This is a genomic window from Kribbella sp. NPDC048928, from assembly GCF_043197975.1.
GTDB lineage: Bacteria > Actinomycetota > Actinomycetes > Propionibacteriales > Kribbellaceae > Kribbella.
Genome location: NZ_JBICUC010000001.1, coordinates 205,012 through 227,372 on the forward strand (window position 1 = coordinate 205,012; position 22,361 = coordinate 227,372).

Sequence of the window (22,361 nt, forward strand, 5' to 3'; positions counted from 1 at the left end):
GTCCGGGCCGGACCTGCTGATCCTCGACGAGCCGACGGCCGGGGTCGACCTGGCCAGTCAGCAGATCTTCGCCGACGCCATCCGCGAACGGGTCGAGCGCGGGACCACCGTGGTGATGGTGAGCCACGACCTGGGCCCGATGGACGCGCTCATCGACCGCTCGGTGGTGATGCGCCGCGGCCGCATCGTGTACGACGGCCCACCGCACGCCTCCCAGACCCACGCCCACGTCCACCACTCCCACAGCACCGACGACGAGCCCGGGTGGATCCCCACATGACTGTGCACATTGCGCGCCTCAGTCCAGGCCGGGAGGCCCCATGAGCATGTTCGAGCTGGAGTTCATGCAGCGGGCGTTGATTGCCGGGCTGCTGACCGGGTTGTCGGCGCCGGCGATCGGGACGTACCTGGTGCAGCGCCGGTTGTCGTTGATGGGTGATGGGATCGGGCACATCGCGATCACCGGTGTGGCCCTCGGCCTGCTCACCGGGAGCGCGCCGGTGCTGACCGCGGTCATCGTGTCGATCGCCGGCGCGACCGCCATCGAGCTGGTCCGCGCCCGCGGCAAGGCGACCGGCGACGTGGCACTGGCGCTGATGTTCTACGGCGGCATCGCGGGCGGCGTACTGCTCATCGGGCTCGCCGGTCAGGGCGCCGCGACGCTCAACACCTATCTGTTCGGTTCACTCACCACGGTCTCCCAGAGCGACCTGTACGTCGTGGTCGGTCTGGCCATCGCGGTACTGGTCGTCGCGATCGGCCTGGGTCCACAGCTGTTCGCGGTGTGCCAGGACGAGGAGTTCGCCCGTACGACGGGGCTCCGGGTCCAGCTGCTCAACCTGGTGATTGCCGTGATGGCCGCAGTGACGGTCACGGTGGCGATGCGTACGGTCGGGCTGCTACTGGTCAGTGCGCTCATGGTCGTCCCGGTGGCGACGGCGCAGCAGGTGACGCGGTCGTTCCGCAGTACGTTCGTGACCGCTTGTGTGATCGGTGTGGTCGCGTGCCTCGCCGGCATCGTCACGTCGTACAACGCGAACGTGGCGCCGGGCGCGACCATCGTCGTACTGGCGCTGGCCGGGTTCGTCGTGGCGGCTGCGGTCGGGACGCTGCTGCGGCGGCGGTCCGGGCGGGCGCGTCCACTCGCGGACGAGGAGCCCGAGATCGGCGTGCCGGCGCCGGCGCCGCATGTGGTGAGTGCCGGGCATCCGCACGCGCACAGCCGGCAGTGCGGCCACCAGAAGGTCGAGCACGGCGATCACGTCGACTACGTCCACGACGGCCACCTGCACGCGGCGCACGACGATCACTGGGACGAGCACTGATTTGCCGACTTCTGAGAGAATGGGGCGTGGCGACGACATGACTGGAGAAACGGTGGCTATCGGAACACGCTCGACCCGTCAGCGCGCGGCGGTGGCGCACGCGCTCGACAAGATCGACGAATTCCGGACCGCCCAGGAGATCCATCTGGAGCTCCGGTCCGCCGGGGAAGCCGTCGGCCTGACCACGGTCTACCGCACCCTGCAGGCGCTCGCGGACTCCCGTGAGGTCGATGTACTGCGCACGGCCGACGGCGAGACGGCGTACCGGCGCTGCTCGAAGGGGCATCACCACCACCTCGTCTGCCGCACCTGCGGGCGCACCGTCGAGGTCGAGGGCCCGGCCGTCGAGCGCTGGGCCGACAAGGTCGCGGCCGAGCACGGCTACGCCGACATCAGCCACACCCTGGAGATCTTCGGCACCTGCGCCGACTGCCAGAAGTAGGCCCCTGCTGAGTGACGCAGGTCACCTTTGCCTTTGAGTGCGCTCTAAGGCGTACGGTCGAAGACATGACCACGATCGAGCTGCTCACCCCGCCGGTTCGGCGCGCGGCGATCGCCGCGCACGCTCCTGAACTGGCGCCGATCGACCCGGATCTGTTGTGCCTGCTGGACCTCCCGGACGATCTGCCCGAGCAACTCACCATCGCCGAAGCGGCCGAGCTCACCGGTCTGACCGCCCACACCCTGCGGTACTACGAACGGATCGGTCTGCTCACCGTCCGCCGGGACGCGGCCGGCTACCGCAGCTACGACCGCCGCGCGATGACCAGGATCGTGTTCATCAGCCGGTTGCGGGTGTCCGGCATGCCGATCGGCACCATCAAGCACTACCTCGACCTGGTGCTGGAGGGCGACGACACCGCTCCCCAGCGGCTCGCACTGATGCAGGAGCACCGGGCGAGGATCCACCAGCAGCTGCGTGAACTGCAGCTCGCGCTCGCGGTGACCGACTACAAGATCGCCGCGTACGGCGGCACCGCCGAACCGTAACCAATCACGCACCCGGCCGGCGGAGGCAGTTCGACCGTCGGTGGGCGAAGCCATGCCAACTTTCTGGAGACTGCAATGAAACTGGGTAATCAAGGCGCCGAGGTCAGCCGGCTCGGACTCGGCTGCATGGGCATGAGCGCCGCCTACGGCACCCGTGACGATGCCGAGTCGATCGCCACGCTGCACCGCGCACTCGACCTCGGCATCACCTTCCTCGACACCGCCGACATGTACGGCTCGGGGGTCAACGAGAAGCTGGTCGGCTCGGCGATCGCCGAGCGCCGCGACGAGGTGTTCCTGGCGACGAAGTTCGGGATCGTCGGCGATCCGGCCAATGCGCAGTCGGGCGGTGTGCGGTCGCGCGGCGTGGACGGTTCGCCGGCGTACGTCCGCTCCTCGATCGACGGTTCGCTGCAGCGGCTCGGCGTCGACCACGTGGACCTGTACTACCAGCACCGCATGGACCCGACCGTCCCCATCGAGGAGACGGTGGGCGCGATGGCGGAGCTGGTCACGGCCGGCAAGGTCCGGTACCTCGGGCTGTCCGAGGCGTCCGCGGAGACGATCCGGCGCGCGCACGCCGTACACCCGATCACCGCGGTGCAGAGCGAATGGTCGCTGTTCAGCCGGGACATCGAGGCGTCGGTGCTGCCGGCTTGCCGCGAGCTCGGCATCGGGATCGTGCCGTACTCCCCGCTCGGGCGCGGCATGCTCACCGGCGCCATGCCCACGGAGCTCGCCGCCGACGACTTCCGCCGTACCCTCCCCCGTTTCTCCGGCGACAACCTGGACGCGAACCTCGCGCTGGTCGACGAGATCCGCGCGGTCGCGACCCGGTACGACGCGACGCCCGGCCAGGTCGCGCTCGCCTGGGTACTTGCGCAGGGCAACGACCTGGCGCCGATCCCCGGGACCAAGCGGCGCAAGTACCTGGAGGAGAACTGGGCCGCGATCAGCCTGGAGCTGTCCGCGACGGATGTCGAGGCGCTGTCGAAGCTGACACCGGTCGGCACTCGTTACCCGGACATGGCCTGGGTCGCCGGGCAGTCCGCGCCGCAGGGCTGATAAACTGACCGCAGTAAGCCTTCCGTACCGGACACTTCCGGCGGGAGGCTTTTCTGCGTTCTGATCCCTTGTGAGGAGACCTATGTCTGATCTGGTGGTACGTCGTGTCGAGGCGTCCGACCGGCCGGTGATGGAGCGGCTGTGGCTGATGTTCCGCCACGACCTGTCCGAGTTCCAGGGCCAGCTCCCGCGTCCGGACGGCACCTACCGCAGCGAGTGGCTGGAGCACGTCCTCACCGGCCACCCCGAGTGGGCCGGGTACCTGATCTCGCTGGGCGATTCGCCGATCGGTTTCTGCTTCATGCGCGCGCTGCAGCAGCCGGTGCACGTACTGAACGCGTTCTTCATGGTGCGCCCGGCCCGCCGGCACGGGTATGGCCTGCAGGCGGTGCAGGAGGCGCTCGCCCACCACCCTGGTCCGTGCGACGTCGCGTTCCAGGGCAACAACGACAAGGCGGTCCGGTTCTGGCAGCGGGTCGCGACCGCGGTCTCCGGCGACGCGTGGACCCAGGAGGCGCGCTCGATCGCGGGCAAGCCGGACGCGACCCCCGACCTGTGGATCTCATTCAAGGTCTAGCGGCAGGCCGAAGTACGCGAAGAGACCCTGGTCGAAGAACGTCACGTTGTGCGTGATCCCGGCCCGGCCGACCGCGAACACTTGCAGGCTGTGGGCGCGGAACCGGCCGTCGTCGGCGAGTGCGTACGCGCCGACAGCAGGCTGGTCGTTCGCCTGGGTGACGACCATCCGCCAGGCCGGACCGCGCATCGAGTACACCCGCGCCATGAACTCGGCGTACGCGTCCCGGCCGACGAACCAGAGCGGCGCGGGCGGCATCTCGAGCACGACCCGCTCGGCGAGCAACCGGGACAGCGCCTCGATGTCGGCCGCCTCGAACGCGCGGACGTAGTCCTCCACGACCGTACGGATCTCGCCGTCGGTCGGCTCGTTGACGTCCTCCTCCTCCAGGTCGACCTCGGCGAGCCGGGCGCGCGCCCGCTGGAGTGCGCTGTTCACCGAGGCGGGCGTCGTGTCCAGCGCCGCGGCGACGTCGGCCGCGGGCCAGTCCAGTACGTCCCGCAGGACGAGCACGGCTCGCTGCCTGGCCGGTAGGTACTGCATCGCGGCCACCAGCGCGAGCCGGAGACTCCCCTTCGCCGCCGCCGCCACGGCCGGATCGGTCGGGAACGGTTGCAGCCAAGGCACATCGCCGGTCGGCTCGATCGCTGCCTGCGCGTCATCGGCCGCTGCGACGAGTCCGGACGGCAGCGCGCGCCGGGAGCGGCCCTTCAACGCGGTCAGGCAGGCGTTCGTGGCGATCCGGTAGAGCCACGTACGCATCGACGCCCGCTGCTCGTCGTACGTGTCGGCCGCTCGCCACGCGCGCAGCAGCGTCTCCTGCACCAGATCCTCCGCGTCGTGGATCGATCCGAGCATGCGGTAGCAGTGCACCAGCAACTCGTGCCGGTGCGGTGCGGTCCTGCGGTCGAAGTCATCGCGGTCCATCGGGCGTCAGCCTCCCACGGCTCGAATCGGTGCCAGCAGGAGTATGTACCGCGGACCGGTCCGGAACTCATCGCCGCGGCACCGATGAATCCGCCGGATCCGCCCGGTACATACCCCGTCCGAACCTGACGAGGGAGAACCCTGATGGCCACTGTCCAGATCAACCGTCCGGCAGGCGTCGAGACCCGCCGCGGGCCGATGCTCGCAGTCCTGCTGCTCGGCCAGTTCATGGCCCTGCTCGACACGTCCATCGTGAACGTCGCGATGCCGACGATCGGTGCTGACCTGCACGCGTCCGGCGCCTGGCTGCAGCTGGTGGTCGGCGGCTATCTGGTGACGTACGCAACGACGCTGATCACCGGCGCGCGACTCGGCGATCTGTACGGGCGCCGCCGGATGTACCTGATCGGAGTGGTGCTCTTCACGCTGGCCTCTCTCGCGTGCGGCCTCGCACCGGCGGCCTTGCCGCTCGTACTGTTCCGCTTCGTCCAAGGCATCGCGGCGGCGGTGATGGTGCCGCAGATCATGAGCGTGATCCAGACCCAGTTCACCGGCCCGGCCAGGGCGAAGGCGTTGTCGGCGTACGGCGTGACGCTGTCGGCCGGTCAGGTCGTGGGGCTGATCGCGGGCGGGCTGCTCGTCGGCGCGAACCTCTTCGGTACCCAGTGGCGCCCGGTGTTCCTGATCAACGTCCCCGTCGGCGTCTGCCTCGCGATTCTCGTACCGCGCGTGTTGCCGGCGGACCGGCCGACGGCCGCGCGGCGTCTCGATCTTGCCGGACTCGTGACGCTGACCAGCGCGGTCCTGCTTCTCGTACTACCGATGGTGGTCGGGCACGAACTCGGCTGGCCGGCGTGGACGTTCGCCTGCTTCGCGGCCGGACTCGTCCTGGCGGTGCTCTTCTTCCGGATCGAGCGGCGCGTCGCCGACCCGTTGGTGAACCTCGACGTCCTGCGCTCCCGCGGCCTGGGGGCCGGCCTCATCACGCTGACCTGCACGCTGGTCGCGCTCGGCGGATTCATGTTCAGCTTCACGCTGCACCTGCAGAACGGGCTCGGCGAGTCAGCGCTGCGGTCCGGCCTCACCTGGTTGCCGTTCGCCACGATCTTCGGACTGGTCGGGTACTTCTGGCGCTCGCTCCCGCAGCGGCTGCATCACCTGGTCGTTCCCGCCGGTCTCGTGCTGTGCGCCCTCGGCTACGCGGGCATCGGCCTCTCGGACACGCTCATCTGGCCCGCATTGGTGCTGAGCGGCACCGGCATGGGACTGGCTGCGAGCCCGCTCGTCACCCAGTCGCTGGTTCACGTACCGCTGGCCCGGGCAGCCGACGCGAGCGGCATCGTCACCACCACGATGCAGCTGAGTCAGGTCGCCGGTGTCACGATCTTCGGCACGCTGTTCCTGTCGAACGACCAGTCGCTGGCGACGACGACCTGGTTCATCGCCGCCGTCGCCGCGGCCGGGATCATCGCGGGCAGCTTCCTGTCCCGCGCAGTGCGAGCCGCCTAGAAGACGACGACCGAGCGCAGTACGTCGCCGTGGTGCATCTTCGCGAACGCGTCCTCGACGTCCTCCAGGGCGATCGTCTCGGAGACGAAGCGGTCCAGCGGCAGCCGGCCCTGGAGGTGCAGGTCGATCAGCAGCGGGAAGTCGCGGGTCGGGAGACAGTCGCCGTACCAGCTGGACTTCAGCGAGCCACCGCGGCCGAAGAAGTCCAGCAACGGCATCTCCAGGCTCATCTCGGGCGTCGGGACGCCGACCAGCACGACGGTGCCGGCCAGGTCGCGGGCGTAGAACGCCTGCTTCCAGGTCTCCGGGCGACCGACCGCGTCGATCACCACGTCGGCGCCGAACCCGCCGGTCAGGTCCTGCACCGCCTGCACCACGCCGTCGTGGTCGAGGCCCTTCGAGTTGATCGTGTGCGTGGCGCCGAGCTCCTGCGCCGTGCTGAGCTTGCGGTCGTCGAGGTCGATCGCGATCACCTTCGCCGCGCCCGCAAGCCGGGCTCCGGCCACTGCCGCCGTACCGACGCCACCCGACCCGATCACCGCGACCGTGTCACCGCGGCCCACGTTGCCGGTGTTGAGCGCGGCACCGAGGCCGGCCATCACACCGCAGCCGAGCAGCCCCGCGACCTCGGGCTTGGCCGCCGGGTCGACCTTGGTGCACTGGCCGGCCGCGACCAGGGTCTTCTCCGCGAACGCCCCGATGCCGAGCGCCGGGCTCAGCTCGGTGCCGTCCGCGAGCGTCATCTTCTGCTGGGCGTTGTGCGTGTTGAAGCAGTACCAGGGCCGGCCGCGCAGGCAGGCGCGGCAGTTGCCGCAGACAGCCCGCCAGTTCAGTACGACGAAGTCACCCGGCTGTACGTCGGTCACGCCCTCGCCGACCGCCTCCACGATCCCCGCGGCCTCATGCCCGAGCAAGAACGGGAAGTCGTCGTTGATACCACCCTCGCGATAGTGCAGATCCGTATGGCAGACGCCGCACGCCTGCACCTGCACGACCGCCTCCCCCGGACCTGGGTCCGGGATCGTGATCTCCTCGATCGACACCGGAGCACCCTTGCCCGCCGCCACCACACCACGCACCGTCTGAGCCATGCCCCGAACCTAACCGCCGCATCGTGTCCCCGTCATCCCCACCGCGCGCCTAACGACAGGACGTAGTCGTCTACGTACATCGGCCGCCACGCCTGCGACCGGCCCGCGAGACCCCGGTGGACCCCACCACCTCCTGTTCTTACGTACACCGTCTGTCCACCGGTCGGGGGACAGAGGGTCCGCCGGGCGGTGCTCCCGGGGGACGGTGCGCGAACGCGAGAGTTGAGGCATGGAGAACGACAACGCAGTGAGGGTGCGCGGCCTCGTCAAGCGATACCCGGACAAGGTCGCGGTCGACGGTGTCGATCTGGACATCCACCGGGGCGAGGTGTTCGCCCTGCTCGGTCCCAACGGGGCCGGCAAGACGACGACCACGGAGATACTGGAGGGGTATCGCCGTGCCGACGAGGGCGAGATCAGCGTGCTCGGGTCCGACCCGGCGCACGGCGACCGGGTCTGGCGCAGCCGGCTCGGGATCGTACTGCAGACCTCGCGCGACGAGGCCGAGTCGACCGTGTCCGAGCTGGTCAACCACTATGCCGGTTACTACCCGAACCCGCGCGACCCGGACGAGGTGATCGCCGCCGTCGGGCTGGACGACAAGCGCAAGAGCCGGCCGCGCAAGCTGTCCGGCGGCCAGCGCCGCCGGCTCGACGTCGCCCTCGGCGTCATCGGCAACCCGGAACTGCTCTTCCTCGACGAGCCGACGACCGGCTTCGACCCCGAGGCCCGCCGGCAGTTCTGGACGCTGATCGAGAACATGAGCACGAGCGGTACGACGATCCTGCTCACCACCCACTACCTGGACGAGGCCGAGCACCTGGCCGACCGGGTCGGTGTGATCGCCGACGGCCGGATGATCGAGGTCGGAACGCCGGAGACCCTCGGCGGACGCGGCGCCCGCACTGCGCGAGTGTCCTGGACCGACAGCGACGGACCGCACGAGCTGCGCACCGACCGGCCGACCGCCGAAGTCGCCGCGCTGATGGCCCGCTTCGGCGGCGAGGTTCCCGAACTCCAGGTCCGGCGCCCGAGCCTGGAAGACATCTACCTGGACCTGATCGGCAAAGCCACCGCCGACCGGACCGCCGCAGTCACGATGGAAGCTGGAGCACTCTGATGGCGAACCCGACGACCACGAAGCCCCTGCCCTCGACCGTCGCGGTCGGCCTGGCCCGGACCAAACTCGAGGTCCGCGAGTTCTTCCGGCAGCGGGAGGCGCTGATCTTCACGTTCTTCTTCCCGATCATCTTCCTCGGCATCTTCTCGGCCGTCTTCGGCGGAACGGACTTCGACGGCGTCAACGCCGCGACGTACTTCACGCCCGGAATGATTGCCTCCGGCATCTTCCTGAGCAGCTTCCAGTCACTCGCGATCAGCATCGCGCTCGAGCGCGACGAAGGCCTGCTCAAACGGCTGCGCGGTACCCCGATGCCTCCGCAGGCCTACTTCATCGGCAAGATCGGCCAGGTCCTGATCACCTCGGTCGCGCAGATCGTGCTGCTGCTGGCGATCTCCAGCCTGCTGCTCGGCGTCGACCTGCCGACCGAACCGGGCAAGTGGCTCGACTTCGTCTGGATCTTCGTCCTCGGTACCGCGTCGGGCTCGGTGCTCGGGATCGCGTTCAGCGTCGTACCGAAATCCGGTAAGGCGGCGTCCGCGGTGATCACGCCGATCGTCCTGCTGCTGCAGTTCATGTCCGGCGTGTACTTCGTCTACAGCAGCCTGCCCGCCTGGATGCGGAACGTGGCGTCGGTCTTCCCACTGAAGTGGATGGCGCAGGGAATGCGGTCGGTGTTCCTGCCGGACGGGTTCCAGCTGACCGAGCCGGCCCAGTCCTGGCAGCTCGGCACCGGCGCGATCGTCCTCGCGATCTGGCTGGTCGTCGGCCTGTTCCTCGCGCAGCGGGTGTTCCGCTGGACCCGCCAGGACGCAGGCTGATGAAGCAGCTCACCGGTACGGCGGAGACCCACGGGGATCGCCGCCGTACCGAGCTGTCCGTACGGCCCGCGTGGACCGGCCCTCGGCTGTGGATCCTCGTGTGGAGGAAGATGGGGTCCGTGCAGAGCTCACGCGGTGGCGCCGGACAGCCCGTCTGGAACCGGACACTCCTCGGATGGCACATCGTGTTCTGGGTACTGCTCGGGATGACACTGGCGCTGTCGTTCAGCGGCGGCCTGGGGACGACCCGGCAGATCGTGTTCGCCGGTACGGTCGTGCTGCTGGGAGTGGCGTACCAGTTCATCGGGCTGCCCGCGACGCGCTCGCGCCGGACGGTCCCGTCGTACGTCTATCGGCTGGTGCTGATCGCGTCCCTGATGGTGCTGATCGGGCTGTATTCGCAGTCGGTGTTCCTGATGTTCATCGCGTCGGCCCAGATCTGGCTGCTCTGCGAGGACGTCCGCGAGGGCATCGGGTTCAGCCTGCTGCTGGTGATCGGCGTCGGTACGGCGCAGCTGTGGAACGCGGGGTGGGGCTGGTCGGCGTTCTGGGAGATCCTGCCGTGGATGCTGGTCAGCCTCGTGGTCAGCCTGTTGTTCGGGATCTGGATCGAGAAGGTCATCACCCAGAGTCAGCAGCGCGCCGAGCTGATCGAACAGCTCGAGTCCGCGCGCGACGAGCTCGCCGAGGCCCACCACAGCGCCGGGGTGATGGCCGAGCGGGAGCGGATGGCGCGGGAGATCCACGACACGCTCGCGCAAGGGATGACGTCGATCGTGATGCTCTCGCAGGCCGCCGCCGCGGAGCTTGCCCAAGGCGGTGGGGCGGGCGCGGCGGCTCGGCTCGCCGCGATCGAGGACACCGCCCGGGAGAACCTCGCCGAGGCGCGGGCGCTGGTCGCCGCGTTCACACCGGTTGCGTTGTCGGAGGCGACGTTGACCGAGGTGCTGCGCCGGCAGGCGGAGCGGTTCGCCGCGGAGACCGGCGTCGACGTACAGGTCGAGCTGGACCTGCCGGACGACGAGGTGGCGGCGCTGCCGCAGGCGCAACAGGTGGTGCTGCTGCGGTCGGCGCAGGAGGCGCTGGCCAACGTACGCAAGCACGCGGCCGCCACGCAGGTGCTCATCACGCTCGGGTTGGCGGACAACGGGGTCTGGATCGAGATCCGCGACGACGGGTCCGGGTTCACGCCGGGCAGCGAGTCGAGCGGGTTCGGGCTGAACGCGATGCGCGGACGGGTCGAGGAGTCCGGCGGATCGGTCGAGGTCGAGAGTGCGCCCGGTCGTGGTACACGTGTGCAGGTACTGATCCCCGCTGTCCAGGAGGACGTGTGATCCGGGTTCTGGTGGTCGACGACCACCCCGTGGTGCGATCCGGCCTGTCCGGAATGCTGTCCGTGACGGAGGACATCTCCGTGGTCGGTGAAGCCGGCGACGGGTCCGAGGCGCTCGCCCTCGTCGAGTCGACGCAGCCAGACGTCGTACTGATGGATCTGCGGATGCCGCGGATGGACGGAGTCGCCGCGACCGGGGCGATCGTCTCCTCGTACCCGTCGACGCGGGTGCTGGTGCTGACCACGTACGACACCGACACCGACATCCTGCACGCGGTCGAGGCGGGCGCCGCCGGCTACCTGCTCAAGGACACGCCACATGCCGAACTGCTGAACGGAATCCGCGCCGCCGCCCGCGGCGAGACCGTCCTCGCCCCACCGGTCGCCGCGCGGTTGATGTCCCGGCTCCGGACCCCCGCACCCCCACCGGCCGCGCAACCGTCACCGCGCGAACTCGAGGTCCTGGCCGCCGTCGCCCGCGGCCTCAGCAACGCCGAGATCGGCCGCGAACTCTTCATCGGCGAAGCGACCGTCAAAACCCACCTCCAACGCCTCTTCGCCAAACTAGACGTAGACGACCGAACCCACGCCGTAACGATCGCCATAGAACGCGGCCTATTACCGTCGCCCGGCCGCTAACTCCCCCTGGCTTGTCCGGCGGGGCCTCGGCTAGCGGCCGTTGTCCCGGTCGTCCTTCGCCTGGGTCTTGGCGGGCATCATGTAATCGAGCCGCGGATCCCTCGGCCCCGACTCCTCCGCCGACCCCGCCACCGGCCCGGCTGCTGTCCCGGCCGCAGGGCCAGGCGTGACGCCCGCGTTGAGCGCCCGGACCAACTCAGAATCGACCTGCGCCGCACCACCCGCGCCCGCGCCGGCACTCCCCCCGCGCTCCGCATTGCCAGCGCTCGCGTCGTTGACGGGGGCTGCGTTGTCCGCCGCGGTCGCGCTGTCCGCGGCGGACGCCTTGTCTGCCGCAGCGATGGCCGCCTGGATTGCTGTCTCCGCCGACTGCACCCCATGCCGGGTCGTCTGCTCCACCGCAGACGACCCGCTGTGCACGTCACCCAGATCGTTGCGCAGGTGCCCCATACCGGCCCGTGCATTCCTGACCTGCGTACGCACGGTAGAAGCCGTCGAGTCGATCTCAGCGGAGTGCCGACGATGAATGTCCACCGGCAACCTCACGCTCTCGAGATGCCTCGCCGCATCAATCGCCGTCTCGAGCCTCCCCGTGACCATCCCGAGCCCCTTGCGAGCATTCTCGGCCGCGGACTTCAGCCCGTTCAGCCCCTCCCGCAACTTCGCGGTCGTCGCGCCGTCCGCGCCGGGCAACTGCTCAAGGGCATCGACGTGCTTGAGACCATCGTCCAGACCCTGCGCAGCGTCCCGCAGCGCAGCGCTGTGGGCCTCCAGGCCGTTGTTGGTCTTCCGGATGGCGGTGGCGAGGTCCCCTGAGGTCTCCTGCGCCCCGCGGAAGGAATTCTTCAGCAGTTCGTTCGCATCCCGCGTCGCGCTCGGTCCGACCGCCGCGTTGCTGTCGGCCTCCCGCTCGCGGAGCCGGTCACCGTACCGGTCCAGATTCTCGACGTCCTCCAGCCGCAGCCCGAGCGTCCGCGGCACCTCGACCGCGTCAAGGGCCGACGCAACGTCCTGCAGCCTCATCCGGGCCGTCACCATCGCATCCGCGATCTGATCGGTCAGCCGTGCGATCTGCGCCTCGTCAGCCATCAGCTCTCTTCTTTCGTCCGGCGCTCGTCCTCGGCCAGGGCAGCGCGCAGTTGCTCGGCCACTCTACGGACCTGCTCCTGTGCGGCGCGTAGCTCCCGCTCGACGACCTGCTGCGGGGTGTCCTCCGTCGGCTGGTCCGGCACGCTGCATCTCCCGTTCATGTCGTTGACACTTGCAACGACACTAGACGCTGCGGGGGCTGATCCCGTTCCCAAGGGCCCGTTGGCTGAGAGCGGTCTCAGTTTGCGGCGCCGGGCACCTCGTTCGGGACCGCACCGCCGTACCGCCGGTCACGCTGCGCGTAGATCTCGATCGCCCGCCACAGATCCCGCCGATCGAAGTCGGGCCAAAGCGTGTCCAGGAACACCATCTCGGCGTACGCCAACTGCCACACCAGGAAGTTGCTCGTACGCTGCTCCCCCGACGACCGTACGAACAGGTCCACCTCGGGAATGTCGGGCGCATAGAGATGCCGCGCGATCGTCTGCTCCGAGATCCGGTCCGGCTTGACCTTGCCCTCGGCAACCTCGCGGGCGATCGACCGCATCGCGTCCGCGATCTCCGCGCGCCCGCCGTAGTTCACACAGAACTGCAGCGTGATCGTGTCGTTGTCCTTGGTCCGCTCCTGCGCGTACTCGAGCTCGTCGATCACGCTCTTCCACAGCCGCGGCCGGCGCCCCGACCACACCACCCGGACCCCCATCGCGTCGAGCTCGTCGCGCCGCCGATGGATCACCTCCCGGTTGAACCCCATCAGGAACCGCACCTCGTCCGGCGACCGCGCCCAGTTCTCCGTCGAGAACGCATACGCCGAGATGTACTTCACCCCGATGTCGATCCCGCCCTTGATCACATCCAGCAACGAAGCCTCCCCGGCCCGATGCCCCTCGGTCCGGGCCAGCCCCCGCTGCTTGGCCCACCGCCCGTTCCCATCCATAACAATCGCCACATGCCGAGGCACCAGCTCCGCAGGCACCACCGGCACCACAGCCCCCGAAGGATGCGCCTCCGGCGCCACCACCACCTTCGGCCCCCGCCGAGCCCCCTCCTTCTCCCCCTGCCCGACCCCAAACCCCCGACCCCGACGACGACCAATAGGCGACATGCTCCAAATCCTCCCACCCCCACCCGCACCCCCGCCGCAACCCCTCCTTGTGCACCAAATCCGTACCCACCGCCCCACCCCGTACGAACCCCATGCACAAAGTCACCCACCCGCCCCCGACCGCCGAACGCCCCGCCTGCAACAACCTGCAACCTGTGGACAACCCACCCCACCGAACACCCTCCGTATGCCACCCTTACACCAACCGCATCCATGAAACGGAGCCCCACCCATGCCCCGCCGACCGGCGTCCACTACCGCCCTAGCAGTCCTCTGCGCCCTATCGGCGCTAACCGCCTGCCAAGGCTCCCCCGAGGCCGGCCGGCCAAACACAACGCCCACCACAACATCGCCGACTACGAGTCCAACCCCCAGCGTGCCGCCCACGCCTGCCCGGCCCACAGCGGAGCAGGCCGCCATCGCTGCCGCCAAGGCGCGCTACGTAGCCGCTTGGTCGGCCATCGATACGGCTCTCAACAACCCTCCTGCGGCGACTCGCGAAAAACTGTTACAGGCGGGTGTCGGCCGCAATTGGCTCATCGAGATCTGGGGAAGCGTCGGGTTCAACCAAGAGCGCGGCTGGTACCAGGACGGCCGAGTGCGCGTGGAAACGCTATCCGTTACATCGGTCAAGGCCAAAGGCGAGGAGCCGGAAGTCAACCTCACCGCCTGCCTCAATTCGACCAAGGTCACACTCCGATACTCGAAAACGCGCAAGCCCGTACCCCTGGGTCCCGGGACGAGCGGGCGAAGCAAGGTACAGGCGAAACTCGTCTTCGCCGCTTCGGCAGGGCAGGCCAAGAAGATGTGGTTCCTGGTCGATCAGCAGGACACCGGCGAATGCTGAAGCTTATCGCCAGGTCGCTTGCCGGCCTTCTCATCAGCGCCTTGATCCTGACGGCGTTGGGTTTCGCGGGCACGGCTTCGGCAGGAGAGAAGAAGAAAATGCCGCCGAAGCCTGACGGCGATTATGTACCGTTCTGCACACCGAACGGCCATTGCTATTGGGCCCCACGCACGGTTGTAGATGGCACAGATGACACGACGAAGCCGGGCGGAAAACCTGCCGAGTCGACCATACGGACGCCTGAGCGGATCTGCCTGCTCGGCGGCGCCGCGCGCCCATGCACCTCCAACCTTGGTAACTGGTCGAACAGCCAGCAGTGCTACCTGCAGCGCGTCGCCCCGCAGCCGCTGCACAGCGACCCCGTCTGGCAAGGGCACACCGACGGTGCTATCTGGGCCTGTGTCCATGAGGAGGAAACTCGGTTCGTCACGAGATGGATTTGGCTGCCCGGCAGACCCGACACAGTCGTGGTTGACCCGATGACTCTGGTTTACGAGGCAATTGGGGAAATGTATCTGTCGCCCCCGCTCATCAAGACGGCACCGGGGCCCGGACAGATCGGCCTGGTCAACATGCCGGTCTGGTTGTGGGTGACTAAGACCGAGAACACATGGGGCCCGATCGTGCGGTCCGCTGGCGTGCCGGGTTTGTCGGTTACGGCGACAGCCCGGGTGAAGGCCATCAACTGGTCGATGGGTGACGGCAAAACGGTGCGGTGTGAAGGACCAGGTACGCCCTACTCCAAGGCCATGGGTGTGCAGAACTCCCCCACCTGCGGCCACCGCTACACCAAGACCTCCCACAAGCTCGCGAACTGCAAGTACCCGGTCACCGCGGTCGCACAGTGGGACATCACCTGGACCAGCACCCTCGGCGACGGCGGCCAGATCTCGATGACCCAGCAGGCCGCAACCCAGGTCCGAATCGGCGAAGCGGTACCCGTCCTCGTCGACCCGAACGACAACGACGCCACCGCAGCCAATTCCGCCTGCTAATAGCGCGACACCGGTTGTCTGTGCGGTGTCGGCCGTACGTCGGTAAGCCGGTTACCCAGAGCCTCGATTACCAGGCCCAGGTAAGAGCCGCGCTCCGGACAGCCCTCGGATACCGCTCAACCAACGCCCGGCGTACGGCTCTACCCGCCAGACGATTGCTGTATCTCGGCATACCGCGCCCAAAGCACACGCGGCCGTGGTCGCACGTGGCGCGACTCACGAGGGGATCTCCCCACCGGTCTACACGGTGGTTCAGTAACTACCCGTGCGATTGGTCCCCCTGAGCGCAGTCGAGGTCGTACCACCGCGAGCGGCTCCGCGGGGCGCTCCAAGCCAGACGGATGCATTCGTCACCGATAACGTGAAGGCCTTTCACCACAGTCCTCGCTACTGCGGCGATGCAACGCGCGAGCCCGGGCCCAACGCCCGAGATCACGCCACTGCAGCAACCTGCAACCTGTGGACAACTCCCTCCACCGAACACCCTCCGTATGCAACCCTTAACCAAACAACACCCAAGATCGGAGCCCCACCACATGCCCCGCCGACCGCTACTCGCAGCCGCCGCCACGCTCAGCACCCTCACCCTGCTGACCGCCTGCAACGGCTCCCCCGAAGCCGGCCGGCCCAACACCACCACTCCGACGCCCACAACAACCGCGGCGACGCCAACGGCGAGTGCTCCGTCTGGGCCTAGTTGGACGCCTCAGCAGCAGGCCGCCATCGCGGCCGCCACAACCCGTTACAAGGTCGCGACCGCCGCCATGGATCGAACGTTCATGAACCCTTCAGCACTCGACCGATCAGCACTGGAGAAGGCGGGTATCGGTGAAGCCTGGATCATTACGATCGTCGACCAGGCCCGGACACTGGTCCGCTCCGGTCTCTACCAGACCGGAACCGCCCAGATCACAAAGACAGAAGCTGTCTCCGTCAAATTGGAGCAGGCGCAGCCCGAGGTCAGGCTCACCAACTGTGTCGACAGCTCGAAGCAGGTCATCAGGTTCAAGAAGGACGACAAGCCCGTCCCCGTGGACCCGAGCGATGGAACCCGCCACAAGCTCGCATCCCGCCTGGTCTTGGCCCCACGCGCGGTCGGCGGCCAGAAGGTCTGGTTCCTCATCTCTGACGAGGACGCCGGGCCATGTTGACACGGATTCGACTCGTATGGTCCGCTGCGGTGATCGCGACCGCCATGTGCCTGATCGTCTGCGTCGGCTTGGCAAATGCCGCTATCGTCCCGCCACCAGGGCCGCCGCCGGGCCCTGGATACGAGTGGCTCTGCCTTGGCGGTCACTGCAAGTGGGTTCTGACAGGCAAGCAGCCGACCAGCGCCGCACCCACCCAGCCAGGATCACCCGCCAAGCACGGTGGTACGGCGAAGAGGGTGTGCACATTCCATGGAGCAGCGCAGGCATGTGTTGACCCAGATCTCGGCAATTGGTCGAACAGCAATCAGTGCTACATGCACCACGCCGATCCGCAGCCTCCGTTCAGCGACCCCGCTTGGAAAGGTCACACAGACGGGAGCGTCTGGGCATGCGTCCGCGAACAGGGCTACGACCTCGGTAGGCATCTTGTCACCGAGTGGGTCTGGCTGCCCGGTAAGCCCGACCTTGTTCTTCCGGATCCAGTGACGCTGGCTTATCAGGCAATTGCAGAAATGCAGTTGGCGCCACCGCTTGTCAAGACCGCTCCGGCCGCTGGGCAGATTGGTTTGGTGAACATGCCGGTTTGGTTGTGGGTTACCAAGAGTGAGAACACTTGGGGGCCGATTGTTCGTAGTGCGAGTGTGCCGGGGTTGTCGGTTACTGCTACGGCCAAGGTCAAGGCGATCAACTGGTCTATGGGGGATGGGCAGACGGTGCGGTGTGAGGGGCCCGGTACGCCGTACAGCAAGGCCATGGGTGTGAAGAGCTCGCCGACCTGCGGGCATCGGTACAGCAAGACGTCGCACAAGCTTCCGAACTGCAAGTATCCGGTGACTGCTGTGGCTCAGTGGGACATCACCTGGACGAGCACGCTTGGCGACAACGGGCAGATCTCCATGACCCAGCAAGCCGCCACCCAACTCCGAATCGGGCAAGCAGTCCCGGTACTCGTCGATCCGAACGGTGGCGACGCCACCGCGCCCAGCACGAACGGGTGCTGACGAGGTAATTGGGCGTGAACGCCGGCCTGATCGCGGGCGCCCAGGAGGTGCACCCTGCGTCGGGCGGGCCGTGCGTTCATGACTGGTGTTGGCCTCATTCGCGTACGTCGTCGAGTGCTGCGGGCGAGGTTGTGGATAACGCGCGGGATTGAAGGCGGAGGCAATAGGTTCCGGGGATGGCGGGTTGGGCTTCTGTTGATGCGGTTCGGGCGGATCTGGCGGGGGTGCTTGCGCGGTTTCGGGCGGGTGGGTGGGCGTTCAGTTTTGGGACGGGGTTCCTGAGGCGGTCATGCTCACGTACGACGAGTTCGAGGACCTCGGCGGAGAAGGCAAGTTCGCGGTCGCTGACGACGTGATCGAGCCGGCCGTGCTTGCGCAACAGTTGCCTCAAGTTGTGGAGGCTGCGCGGGCCGGCACCGGTGCCCCGGTGGTGTGGGGTGCGGACGGCGAGCCGGAGGCCGTGGTGATGTCGGCCGCGCAGTATCGGGATCTGCGCGGCGACGATCATCCACCGGCGGGTGTTATCGACGACCCCACGGCGCGCCGGTATGCAACGGAGCCACTCCCGGGCAGCCGGCCCCTGGACCTTGACGAGTGGGCCGCTCGGATGGGGACCGAGACACAGGAACTGCTGGAGGAGCTGCGGCGTGAGGACCAAGAGGAATCATGACCTTCGGGGGCGGGGACCGCTTGGTGGCGGGGCCTGATTTCGATCTCGACTATCGCCGGATCGATGTCGCAGCGAGCAGGAATCCATCTGGCCCCGACGCCGCGCTCCGACGCCAGGTGGTTCGGGCAATGCTCGACCTCGCGGCAGGCAAGATCAATGGGCATCATGCGCTGAGCTACCGCCGGGAAAAGGCGATCTGCGCGACTGCGTGACGGCGTACCTCCGGGTGGATCCGCAACGCCCGTCGGACTACCGGCTGGTGTTCCGGGAGCTCGCAGCAGCAGCCCCCCGGCGAGCTGGCACGGCGGGAGCTGCTGGCGATCAAGTACTGAGGCAGGCTGGACTGCCGAGTGCGAGCCGACCGGGCACCCGAGCACTCTCCCACTCGCGCAGCCGTCGGGCAGCCAACGCCCGAGGAACCTGCGGCCGTCCCCGACCGGCTGGCCGACGCGGGAGCGACGAGCGCGTTAGCTTGGTCTGGTTAGTGGAGTTCGTGGGGGCCGCGGGATTGGGTTATGGGGCGGGGTGTGGGACGCGTTGAGGTGGGGGTGGCCTGGGGTGAGGGGGTGCCGGGGGTTGTGAGGCCGTTGTTGGTGAGGTGGAGGGCGGTTTGGGTGTCTTGGCGGGCTTGGGTTTCGGGGATGCGTTCGAGGCATTCGGTGAGGGCCTCGCGGACGGGTTCCGGGCCGATTCCGAAGGCTTCGGCCATCACCTCGTTCTGCCGATCGGCGATCCGCGACCAGTCGATGCGATACCCCGCAGCGTCGGCGGCGTGGTCGAGGAAGATGCGTTGCGTTCGGCCGTTGCCCTCGACGAAGGGATGCAGCACGTTGACCGCGGCATACGTCCTGGCGAGAGTGTCGACGACCTCGGCGGTCGGCCGGTCGCGGAGCTCGGACGGGTCGCCGAGCTGGGAGAAGATGACCGGAGCCAGGCGCTCGATGTCCTCGGGCTTGACGAACTCGTTGGCCGGCGCATCTGGATCCTGCGCGGGCCGGACCAGTTCGGTGACTCGCAGCTCACCGGCCCAGTCGTAGACGTCCTGGAACAATTGCCGATGGATCGCCCGCAGATGCTCCAGGTCGAAGGTCCGTGGGATCTCGGCATCGCCCGAGACGAGCTGGGCCGCACGGACGGCAGTACGTTTGCGTTCGGCCGTCTCGAGTTTGGTCGCGTCGTGGATGCCCAGCTTGTTGATTCTGCAATCGTCGATCTGCCCGGGCCAGAAGTAGTCGCCCCAGTTCTCGAACGTCGGCATCAGGGGAGCTCGTCCATGAGACGGTTGCTCTCTTCGGCGGTGATTTCGCCGAGGACGTAGCGGGCCAGGACGTCTATTTCTGGGTCGGTGAGGGGCATGTTTTCCATGCGCCACGACGCGATGAGGTTGTTCAGTTGGTGACGTTTTTCGGGGGTCAGGCGGTCGATGGGGCGGTTGGGGGGCATCAGGGTGCTCCGGGGGTTAGGTCTAGGTGGGGGAGGGAGCGGAGTTGGTTTTCTTGGTGGTAGGTGAAGAAGGCGGCTATCAGGCCGGTGGATTCGCGGCGGGTGCGGGGGTCGGCTTGGAGGGCGGTTGGCCAGTCGCCGGTGAGGAGGGCGGCCAGGTGGGCGACGGTGGCGGGGGCGGGCATCGCTGAGGCGGGTGGGCGGCAGGAGGTGCAGACCATGCCGCCGGAGGCGGGGTTGAAGGCGCGGTGCGGGCCCGGTTCGCCGCAGCGGGCGCAGTCGTCGAAGGACGGGGCGTAACCGGAGATCGACAGGGAGCGGAGCAGGAACGAGTCCAGGACCAGGGCCGGCGAACGTTCGCCGGTCGAGAGGACTCGCAGGGCGCCGGCCAGCAGGAGATGCTGCTGGGTCGCGGGCTCCTTCTCCTCGACGACGAGGCGGTCCGCGGTCTCGAGCAGTACGGTGCCGGTGGTGTACCGGGCGTAGTCGTTCACGATGCCTTCGCCGTACGCCGAGATCGACTCGGCCTGGGTGACGACGTCGAGAGTACGACCGGTGGCGAGCTGCAGGTCGACGTGGCTGAACGGCTCGAGCCGCGCGCCGAAGCGGGACGACGTCCGCCGGACGCCCTTGGCGACTGCGCGGACCTTGCCGTTGGCGCGGGTCAGCAGCGTCGCGATCCGGTCCGCCTCACCCAGCTTCTGAGTGCGCAGCACGATCGCTTGATCCCGGTAGAGCGGCACCGCACCAGTCTCTCACCCGCGGCCGACATACTCCTCGAGGCCGATCGGGTCGTGCCCCGTGAGGTCCTTCACCGCGGTCGAGACCTGGCCCATCTCGCCGCTCGCGATGGCGGCGTACGACGTGACCCAGCCGGCGACCTCCCACGGTGCGGCGCCGTACGACTCGCGGGACCGGTACGCCTCGTCGAGCGTCTCCGGCTCGTACCGAACCTTGCGGCCCGAGCTGTCGCTCAAAACAGCGGCGGCCTCGGTGAGAGTGAACGCGTTCGGGCCGGTCAGGTCGTACGTTGCGCCGGCGTGCTCGGCCGATCTGAGGACGGCAGCGGCGACGTCCGCGACGTCGTCACGGGCGACCGCGGCCACCCGCCCGTCCCCCGCCGGCCCGCGGATCACGCCGTCCGTCCCGACGAACCCGGGCACGAAGTCCAGATACAGGTTGTCGCGCAGGAATGTGAAGTCGGCGCCGGACGAGCGGATGTGCTGCTCGGTGTGCCAGTGGTCGCGCGCGAACGTGAACGTGGCCCCGGGCGCCGCGCCGACGAACGACGTGTACACGATCCGTCGTACACCTGCCGCGACCGCCGCATCGACCGTTGCCTTGTGCAACGCAACACGATCCGCGGATTCCGTTGCGCTGAGCAACATCAGTACGTCGACACCGTCCAGCGCCGACAGCAGCGCCGCGTGTTCCCCGTACGCAGCCTGTGCCACCGAAACGTCAGGCAGTACGGGCGCGCGGCCCGGATCCCGGACGATCAGCCGCATCGGTACGCCGGTCAGCCGCGCGACGATCCGCGATCCGAGCTGACCGGTCGCGCCGGTGATGCCGATCACTTGCCCACCAGGTCCATCCCGCCCTCGCCGTACCGCTGGCCGGCCACCGCGTCCGGCGGGAAGGCCGCATCCAGCGCGGCGAGCTCGTCATTGGTCAGTACGACGTCCAGTGCGCCCAGGTTCTCGGAGAGGTACTGCCGGCGCTTCGTACCCGGGATCGGCGCCACGTCGTTGCCCTGCGCAAGCAGCCAGGCGAGCGCCAGCTGGCTCGGCGTGACGCCCTTCGTCGCGGCCAGGGACTGCACCTGCGCGACCAGGTCGAGGTTGCGCTGGAAGTTCTCCCCCTGGAACCGCGGCAGCCCGCGCCGCATGTCGTCGGCCGGGAAGTCCGCTTCGGACTTGATCTGCCCGGTGAGGAACCCGCGCCCGAGCGGGCTGAACGGCACGAACCCGATGCCGAGCTCGCGCAGCGTCGGCAGCACGACGGTCTCCGGGTCGCGCGTCCACAGCGACCACTCGCTCTGCACCGCGCTGATCGGGTGCACGGCGTGCGCGGCCCGTACGGTCTCGCCGTTCACCTCGGACAGGCCGAGGTACCGCACCTTGCCGGCCTCGACCGCGGCGGCCATCGCGCCGACGGTCTCCTCGATCGGGACCTGCGGGTCGCGCCGGTGCAGGTACCAGAGGTCGACGTGGTCCACACCGAGGCGCCGCAGCGAGGCGTCCAGGGCCTGCGCGGCGTACGCCGGTGTGCCGTCGACGACCGTCGGCACCTCGGTGGCCGACGCAGCCGGGCGCTTGAACCCGAACTTGGTCGCGAGCACCACCTCGTCGCGGCGGCCGGCCAGCGCGCGGCCGACAAGCTCCTCGTTCTCACCGTCGCCGTACACGTCCGCGGTGTCGATGAACGTGCACCCTGCGTCCAGCGCCGCGTGCAGGGTCGCGATCGACTCGGTGTCGTCGGCGCGGACCCCGTACGACTGGGACATCCCCATGCAGCCGAGGCCGAGACTGGAAACGGTCAGGTCACCGAGCTGGGATTCACGCATGTCCCCGAACCTACCGCCGCACCGCGCGCCCGGACCAACGGGCACCCAATTCCTGCATAGACAACATTAATGTGACATTTTGCCGCCAAGGAGCCCT

Annotated in this window: 26 protein-coding genes and 1 pseudogene; 17 read left to right on the forward strand and 10 right to left on the reverse strand. The window is 68.3% G+C overall.

The features are described from left to right. The 6 genes and pseudogenes from ACGFI6_RS00880 to ACGFI6_RS00905 all read left to right on the forward strand — a co-directional run. A pseudogene (locus tag ACGFI6_RS00880) lies at window positions 1-280 on the forward strand (ABC transporter); the annotation flags it as partial. A gap of 40 nt (window positions 281-320) precedes the next feature. Then, the gene (locus ACGFI6_RS00885) at window positions 321-1,325 is read left to right on the forward strand and encodes a metal ABC transporter permease (RefSeq protein ID WP_393114090.1); all 1,005 of its coding nucleotides are present in this window, start codon (window positions 321-323) and stop codon (window positions 1,323-1,325) included. 52 nt (window positions 1,326-1,377) lie between these two features. After that, entirely contained in the window at window positions 1,378-1,767 is a 390-nt protein-coding gene (locus ACGFI6_RS00890; RefSeq protein ID WP_393114092.1) for a Fur family transcriptional regulator, read from the forward strand. Window positions 1,768-1,832: 65 nt separating this feature from the next. Further along, on the forward strand, window positions 1,833-2,315 hold the full coding sequence (locus ACGFI6_RS00895) for a MerR family transcriptional regulator (protein WP_393114094.1): 483 nt from the start codon (window positions 1,833-1,835) through the stop codon (window positions 2,313-2,315). A gap of 75 nt (window positions 2,316-2,390) precedes the next feature. After that, the gene (locus ACGFI6_RS00900) at window positions 2,391-3,380 is read left to right on the forward strand and encodes an aldo/keto reductase (RefSeq protein WP_393114096.1); all 990 of its coding nucleotides are present in this window, start codon (window positions 2,391-2,393) and stop codon (window positions 3,378-3,380) included. 82 nt (window positions 3,381-3,462) lie between these two features. After that, on the forward strand, window positions 3,463-3,957 hold the full coding sequence (locus ACGFI6_RS00905) for a GNAT family N-acetyltransferase (protein ID WP_393114098.1): 495 nt from the start codon (window positions 3,463-3,465) through the stop codon (window positions 3,955-3,957). On the opposite strand, the gene ACGFI6_RS00910 is transcribed toward ACGFI6_RS00905, so the two are convergent. Then, window positions 3,943-4,884: a sigma-70 family RNA polymerase sigma factor gene (locus ACGFI6_RS00910; RefSeq protein ID WP_393114100.1), complete on the reverse strand. Its 942-nt coding sequence runs from the start codon at window positions 4,882-4,884 to the stop codon at window positions 3,943-3,945. The two genes, ACGFI6_RS00905 and ACGFI6_RS00910, sit on opposite strands and share 15 nt — an antisense overlap. A gap of 144 nt (window positions 4,885-5,028) precedes the next feature. On the opposite strand from ACGFI6_RS00910, the gene ACGFI6_RS00915 reads away from it, so the two are divergent. Continuing rightward, a complete protein-coding gene (locus tag ACGFI6_RS00915) occupies window positions 5,029-6,393 on the forward strand; it encodes an MFS transporter (RefSeq protein ID WP_393114103.1) in 1,365 nt (454 codons plus the stop codon). Here ACGFI6_RS00915 and ACGFI6_RS00920 read toward each other — a convergent pair. Beyond that, window positions 6,390-7,484 carry an S-(hydroxymethyl)mycothiol dehydrogenase gene (locus tag ACGFI6_RS00920; protein ID WP_393114105.1) on the reverse strand — a complete coding sequence of 365 codons (1,095 nt, stop codon included), beginning with the start codon at window positions 7,482-7,484 and terminating at the stop codon, window positions 6,390-6,392. The two genes, ACGFI6_RS00915 and ACGFI6_RS00920, sit on opposite strands and share 4 nt — an antisense overlap. Before the next feature lie 229 nt (window positions 7,485-7,713). Here ACGFI6_RS00920 and ACGFI6_RS00925 point away from each other — a divergent pair, with 229 nt between their 5' ends. The 4 genes from ACGFI6_RS00925 to ACGFI6_RS00940 are packed head-to-tail and all read left to right on the forward strand — an operon-like array spanning window position 7,714 to window position 11,397. Beyond that, window positions 7,714-8,604: an ABC transporter ATP-binding protein gene (locus tag ACGFI6_RS00925; RefSeq protein WP_393114107.1), complete on the forward strand. Its 891-nt coding sequence runs from the start codon at window positions 7,714-7,716 to the stop codon at window positions 8,602-8,604. Then, the gene (locus ACGFI6_RS00930; RefSeq protein ID WP_393114109.1) at window positions 8,604-9,425 is read left to right on the forward strand and encodes an ABC transporter permease; all 822 of its coding nucleotides are present in this window, start codon (window positions 8,604-8,606) and stop codon (window positions 9,423-9,425) included. The genes ACGFI6_RS00925 and ACGFI6_RS00930 overlap by 1 nt, the downstream gene beginning before the upstream one ends. After that, on the forward strand, window positions 9,425-10,759 hold the full coding sequence (locus tag ACGFI6_RS00935; protein WP_393114111.1) for a sensor histidine kinase: 1,335 nt from the start codon (window positions 9,425-9,427) through the stop codon (window positions 10,757-10,759). The genes ACGFI6_RS00930 and ACGFI6_RS00935 overlap by 1 nt, the downstream gene beginning before the upstream one ends. Continuing rightward, entirely contained in the window at window positions 10,756-11,397 is a 642-nt protein-coding gene (locus ACGFI6_RS00940; protein WP_393114113.1) for a response regulator, read from the forward strand. Before ACGFI6_RS00935 ends, ACGFI6_RS00940 begins: the two co-directional genes overlap by 4 nt. Before the next feature lie 30 nt (window positions 11,398-11,427). Here the strand turns inward: ACGFI6_RS00940 and ACGFI6_RS00945 are convergent, their stop codons facing one another. The 3 genes from ACGFI6_RS00945 to ACGFI6_RS00955 all read right to left on the reverse strand — a co-directional run bounded on the left by ACGFI6_RS00945 (window position 11,428) and on the right by ACGFI6_RS00955 (window position 13,591). Next, entirely contained in the window at window positions 11,428-12,486 is a 1,059-nt protein-coding gene (locus ACGFI6_RS00945; protein ID WP_393114116.1) for a hypothetical protein, read from the reverse strand. Then, entirely contained in the window at window positions 12,486-12,647 is a 162-nt protein-coding gene (locus ACGFI6_RS00950) for a hypothetical protein (protein WP_393114118.1), read from the reverse strand. Before ACGFI6_RS00950 ends, ACGFI6_RS00945 begins: the two co-directional genes overlap by 1 nt. A 77-nt stretch (window positions 12,648-12,724) precedes the next feature. Continuing rightward, window positions 12,725-13,591: an isoprenyl transferase gene (locus ACGFI6_RS00955; protein WP_393114121.1), complete on the reverse strand. Its 867-nt coding sequence runs from the start codon at window positions 13,589-13,591 to the stop codon at window positions 12,725-12,727. A gap of 376 nt (window positions 13,592-13,967) precedes the next feature. Between ACGFI6_RS00955 and ACGFI6_RS00960 the strand changes: the two genes are divergently transcribed. From ACGFI6_RS00960 to ACGFI6_RS00985, 6 genes are all read left to right on the forward strand, one after another. Beyond that, window positions 13,968-14,438 carry a hypothetical protein gene (locus tag ACGFI6_RS00960; RefSeq protein WP_393114123.1) on the forward strand — a complete coding sequence of 157 codons (471 nt, stop codon included), beginning with the start codon at window positions 13,968-13,970 and terminating at the stop codon, window positions 14,436-14,438. After that, a complete protein-coding gene (locus ACGFI6_RS00965) occupies window positions 14,432-15,433 on the forward strand; it encodes a hypothetical protein (protein WP_393114125.1) in 1,002 nt (333 codons plus the stop codon). The genes ACGFI6_RS00960 and ACGFI6_RS00965 overlap by 7 nt, the downstream gene beginning before the upstream one ends. Window positions 15,434-16,197: 764 nt before the next feature. Beyond that, a complete protein-coding gene (locus ACGFI6_RS00970; RefSeq protein WP_393114128.1) occupies window positions 16,198-16,584 on the forward strand; it encodes a hypothetical protein in 387 nt (128 codons plus the stop codon). A gap of 29 nt (window positions 16,585-16,613) precedes the next feature. After that, a complete protein-coding gene (locus tag ACGFI6_RS00975) occupies window positions 16,614-17,585 on the forward strand; it encodes a hypothetical protein (protein ID WP_393114130.1) in 972 nt (323 codons plus the stop codon). A 289-nt stretch (window positions 17,586-17,874) separates the two neighbouring features. Next, on the forward strand, window positions 17,875-18,255 hold the full coding sequence (locus tag ACGFI6_RS00980; protein WP_393114132.1) for a hypothetical protein: 381 nt from the start codon (window positions 17,875-17,877) through the stop codon (window positions 18,253-18,255). Beyond that, complete coding sequence (locus ACGFI6_RS00985; RefSeq protein WP_393114134.1) at window positions 18,252-18,467, forward strand: hypothetical protein; 216 nt, start codon at window positions 18,252-18,254, stop codon at window positions 18,465-18,467. Before ACGFI6_RS00980 ends, ACGFI6_RS00985 begins: the two co-directional genes overlap by 4 nt. Before the next feature lie 269 nt (window positions 18,468-18,736). On the opposite strand, the gene ACGFI6_RS00990 is transcribed toward ACGFI6_RS00985, so the two are convergent. The 5 genes from ACGFI6_RS00990 to ACGFI6_RS01010 are packed head-to-tail and all read right to left on the reverse strand — an operon-like array spanning window position 18,737 to window position 22,264. After that, window positions 18,737-19,513 carry a Fic/DOC family protein gene (locus ACGFI6_RS00990; RefSeq protein WP_393114136.1) on the reverse strand — a complete coding sequence of 259 codons (777 nt, stop codon included), beginning with the start codon at window positions 19,511-19,513 and terminating at the stop codon, window positions 18,737-18,739. Beyond that, on the reverse strand, window positions 19,513-19,698 hold the full coding sequence (locus ACGFI6_RS00995) for an antitoxin VbhA family protein (RefSeq protein WP_393114138.1): 186 nt from the start codon (window positions 19,696-19,698) through the stop codon (window positions 19,513-19,515). The genes ACGFI6_RS00990 and ACGFI6_RS00995 overlap by 1 nt, the downstream gene beginning before the upstream one ends. Further along, window positions 19,698-20,441, reverse strand: a complete 744-nt coding sequence (recO, locus tag ACGFI6_RS01000) for a DNA repair protein RecO (protein ID WP_393114140.1) — start codon at window positions 20,439-20,441, stop codon at window positions 19,698-19,700. The genes ACGFI6_RS00995 and recO overlap by 1 nt, the downstream gene beginning before the upstream one ends. Window positions 20,442-20,453: 12 nt before the next feature. Continuing rightward, complete coding sequence (locus ACGFI6_RS01005) at window positions 20,454-21,275, reverse strand: SDR family oxidoreductase (RefSeq protein WP_393114142.1); 822 nt, start codon at window positions 21,273-21,275, stop codon at window positions 20,454-20,456. Continuing rightward, complete coding sequence (locus tag ACGFI6_RS01010) at window positions 21,272-22,264, reverse strand: aldo/keto reductase (protein WP_393114144.1); 993 nt, start codon at window positions 22,262-22,264, stop codon at window positions 21,272-21,274. The genes ACGFI6_RS01005 and ACGFI6_RS01010 overlap by 4 nt, the downstream gene beginning before the upstream one ends. Window positions 22,265-22,361 lie beyond the last annotated feature (97 nt).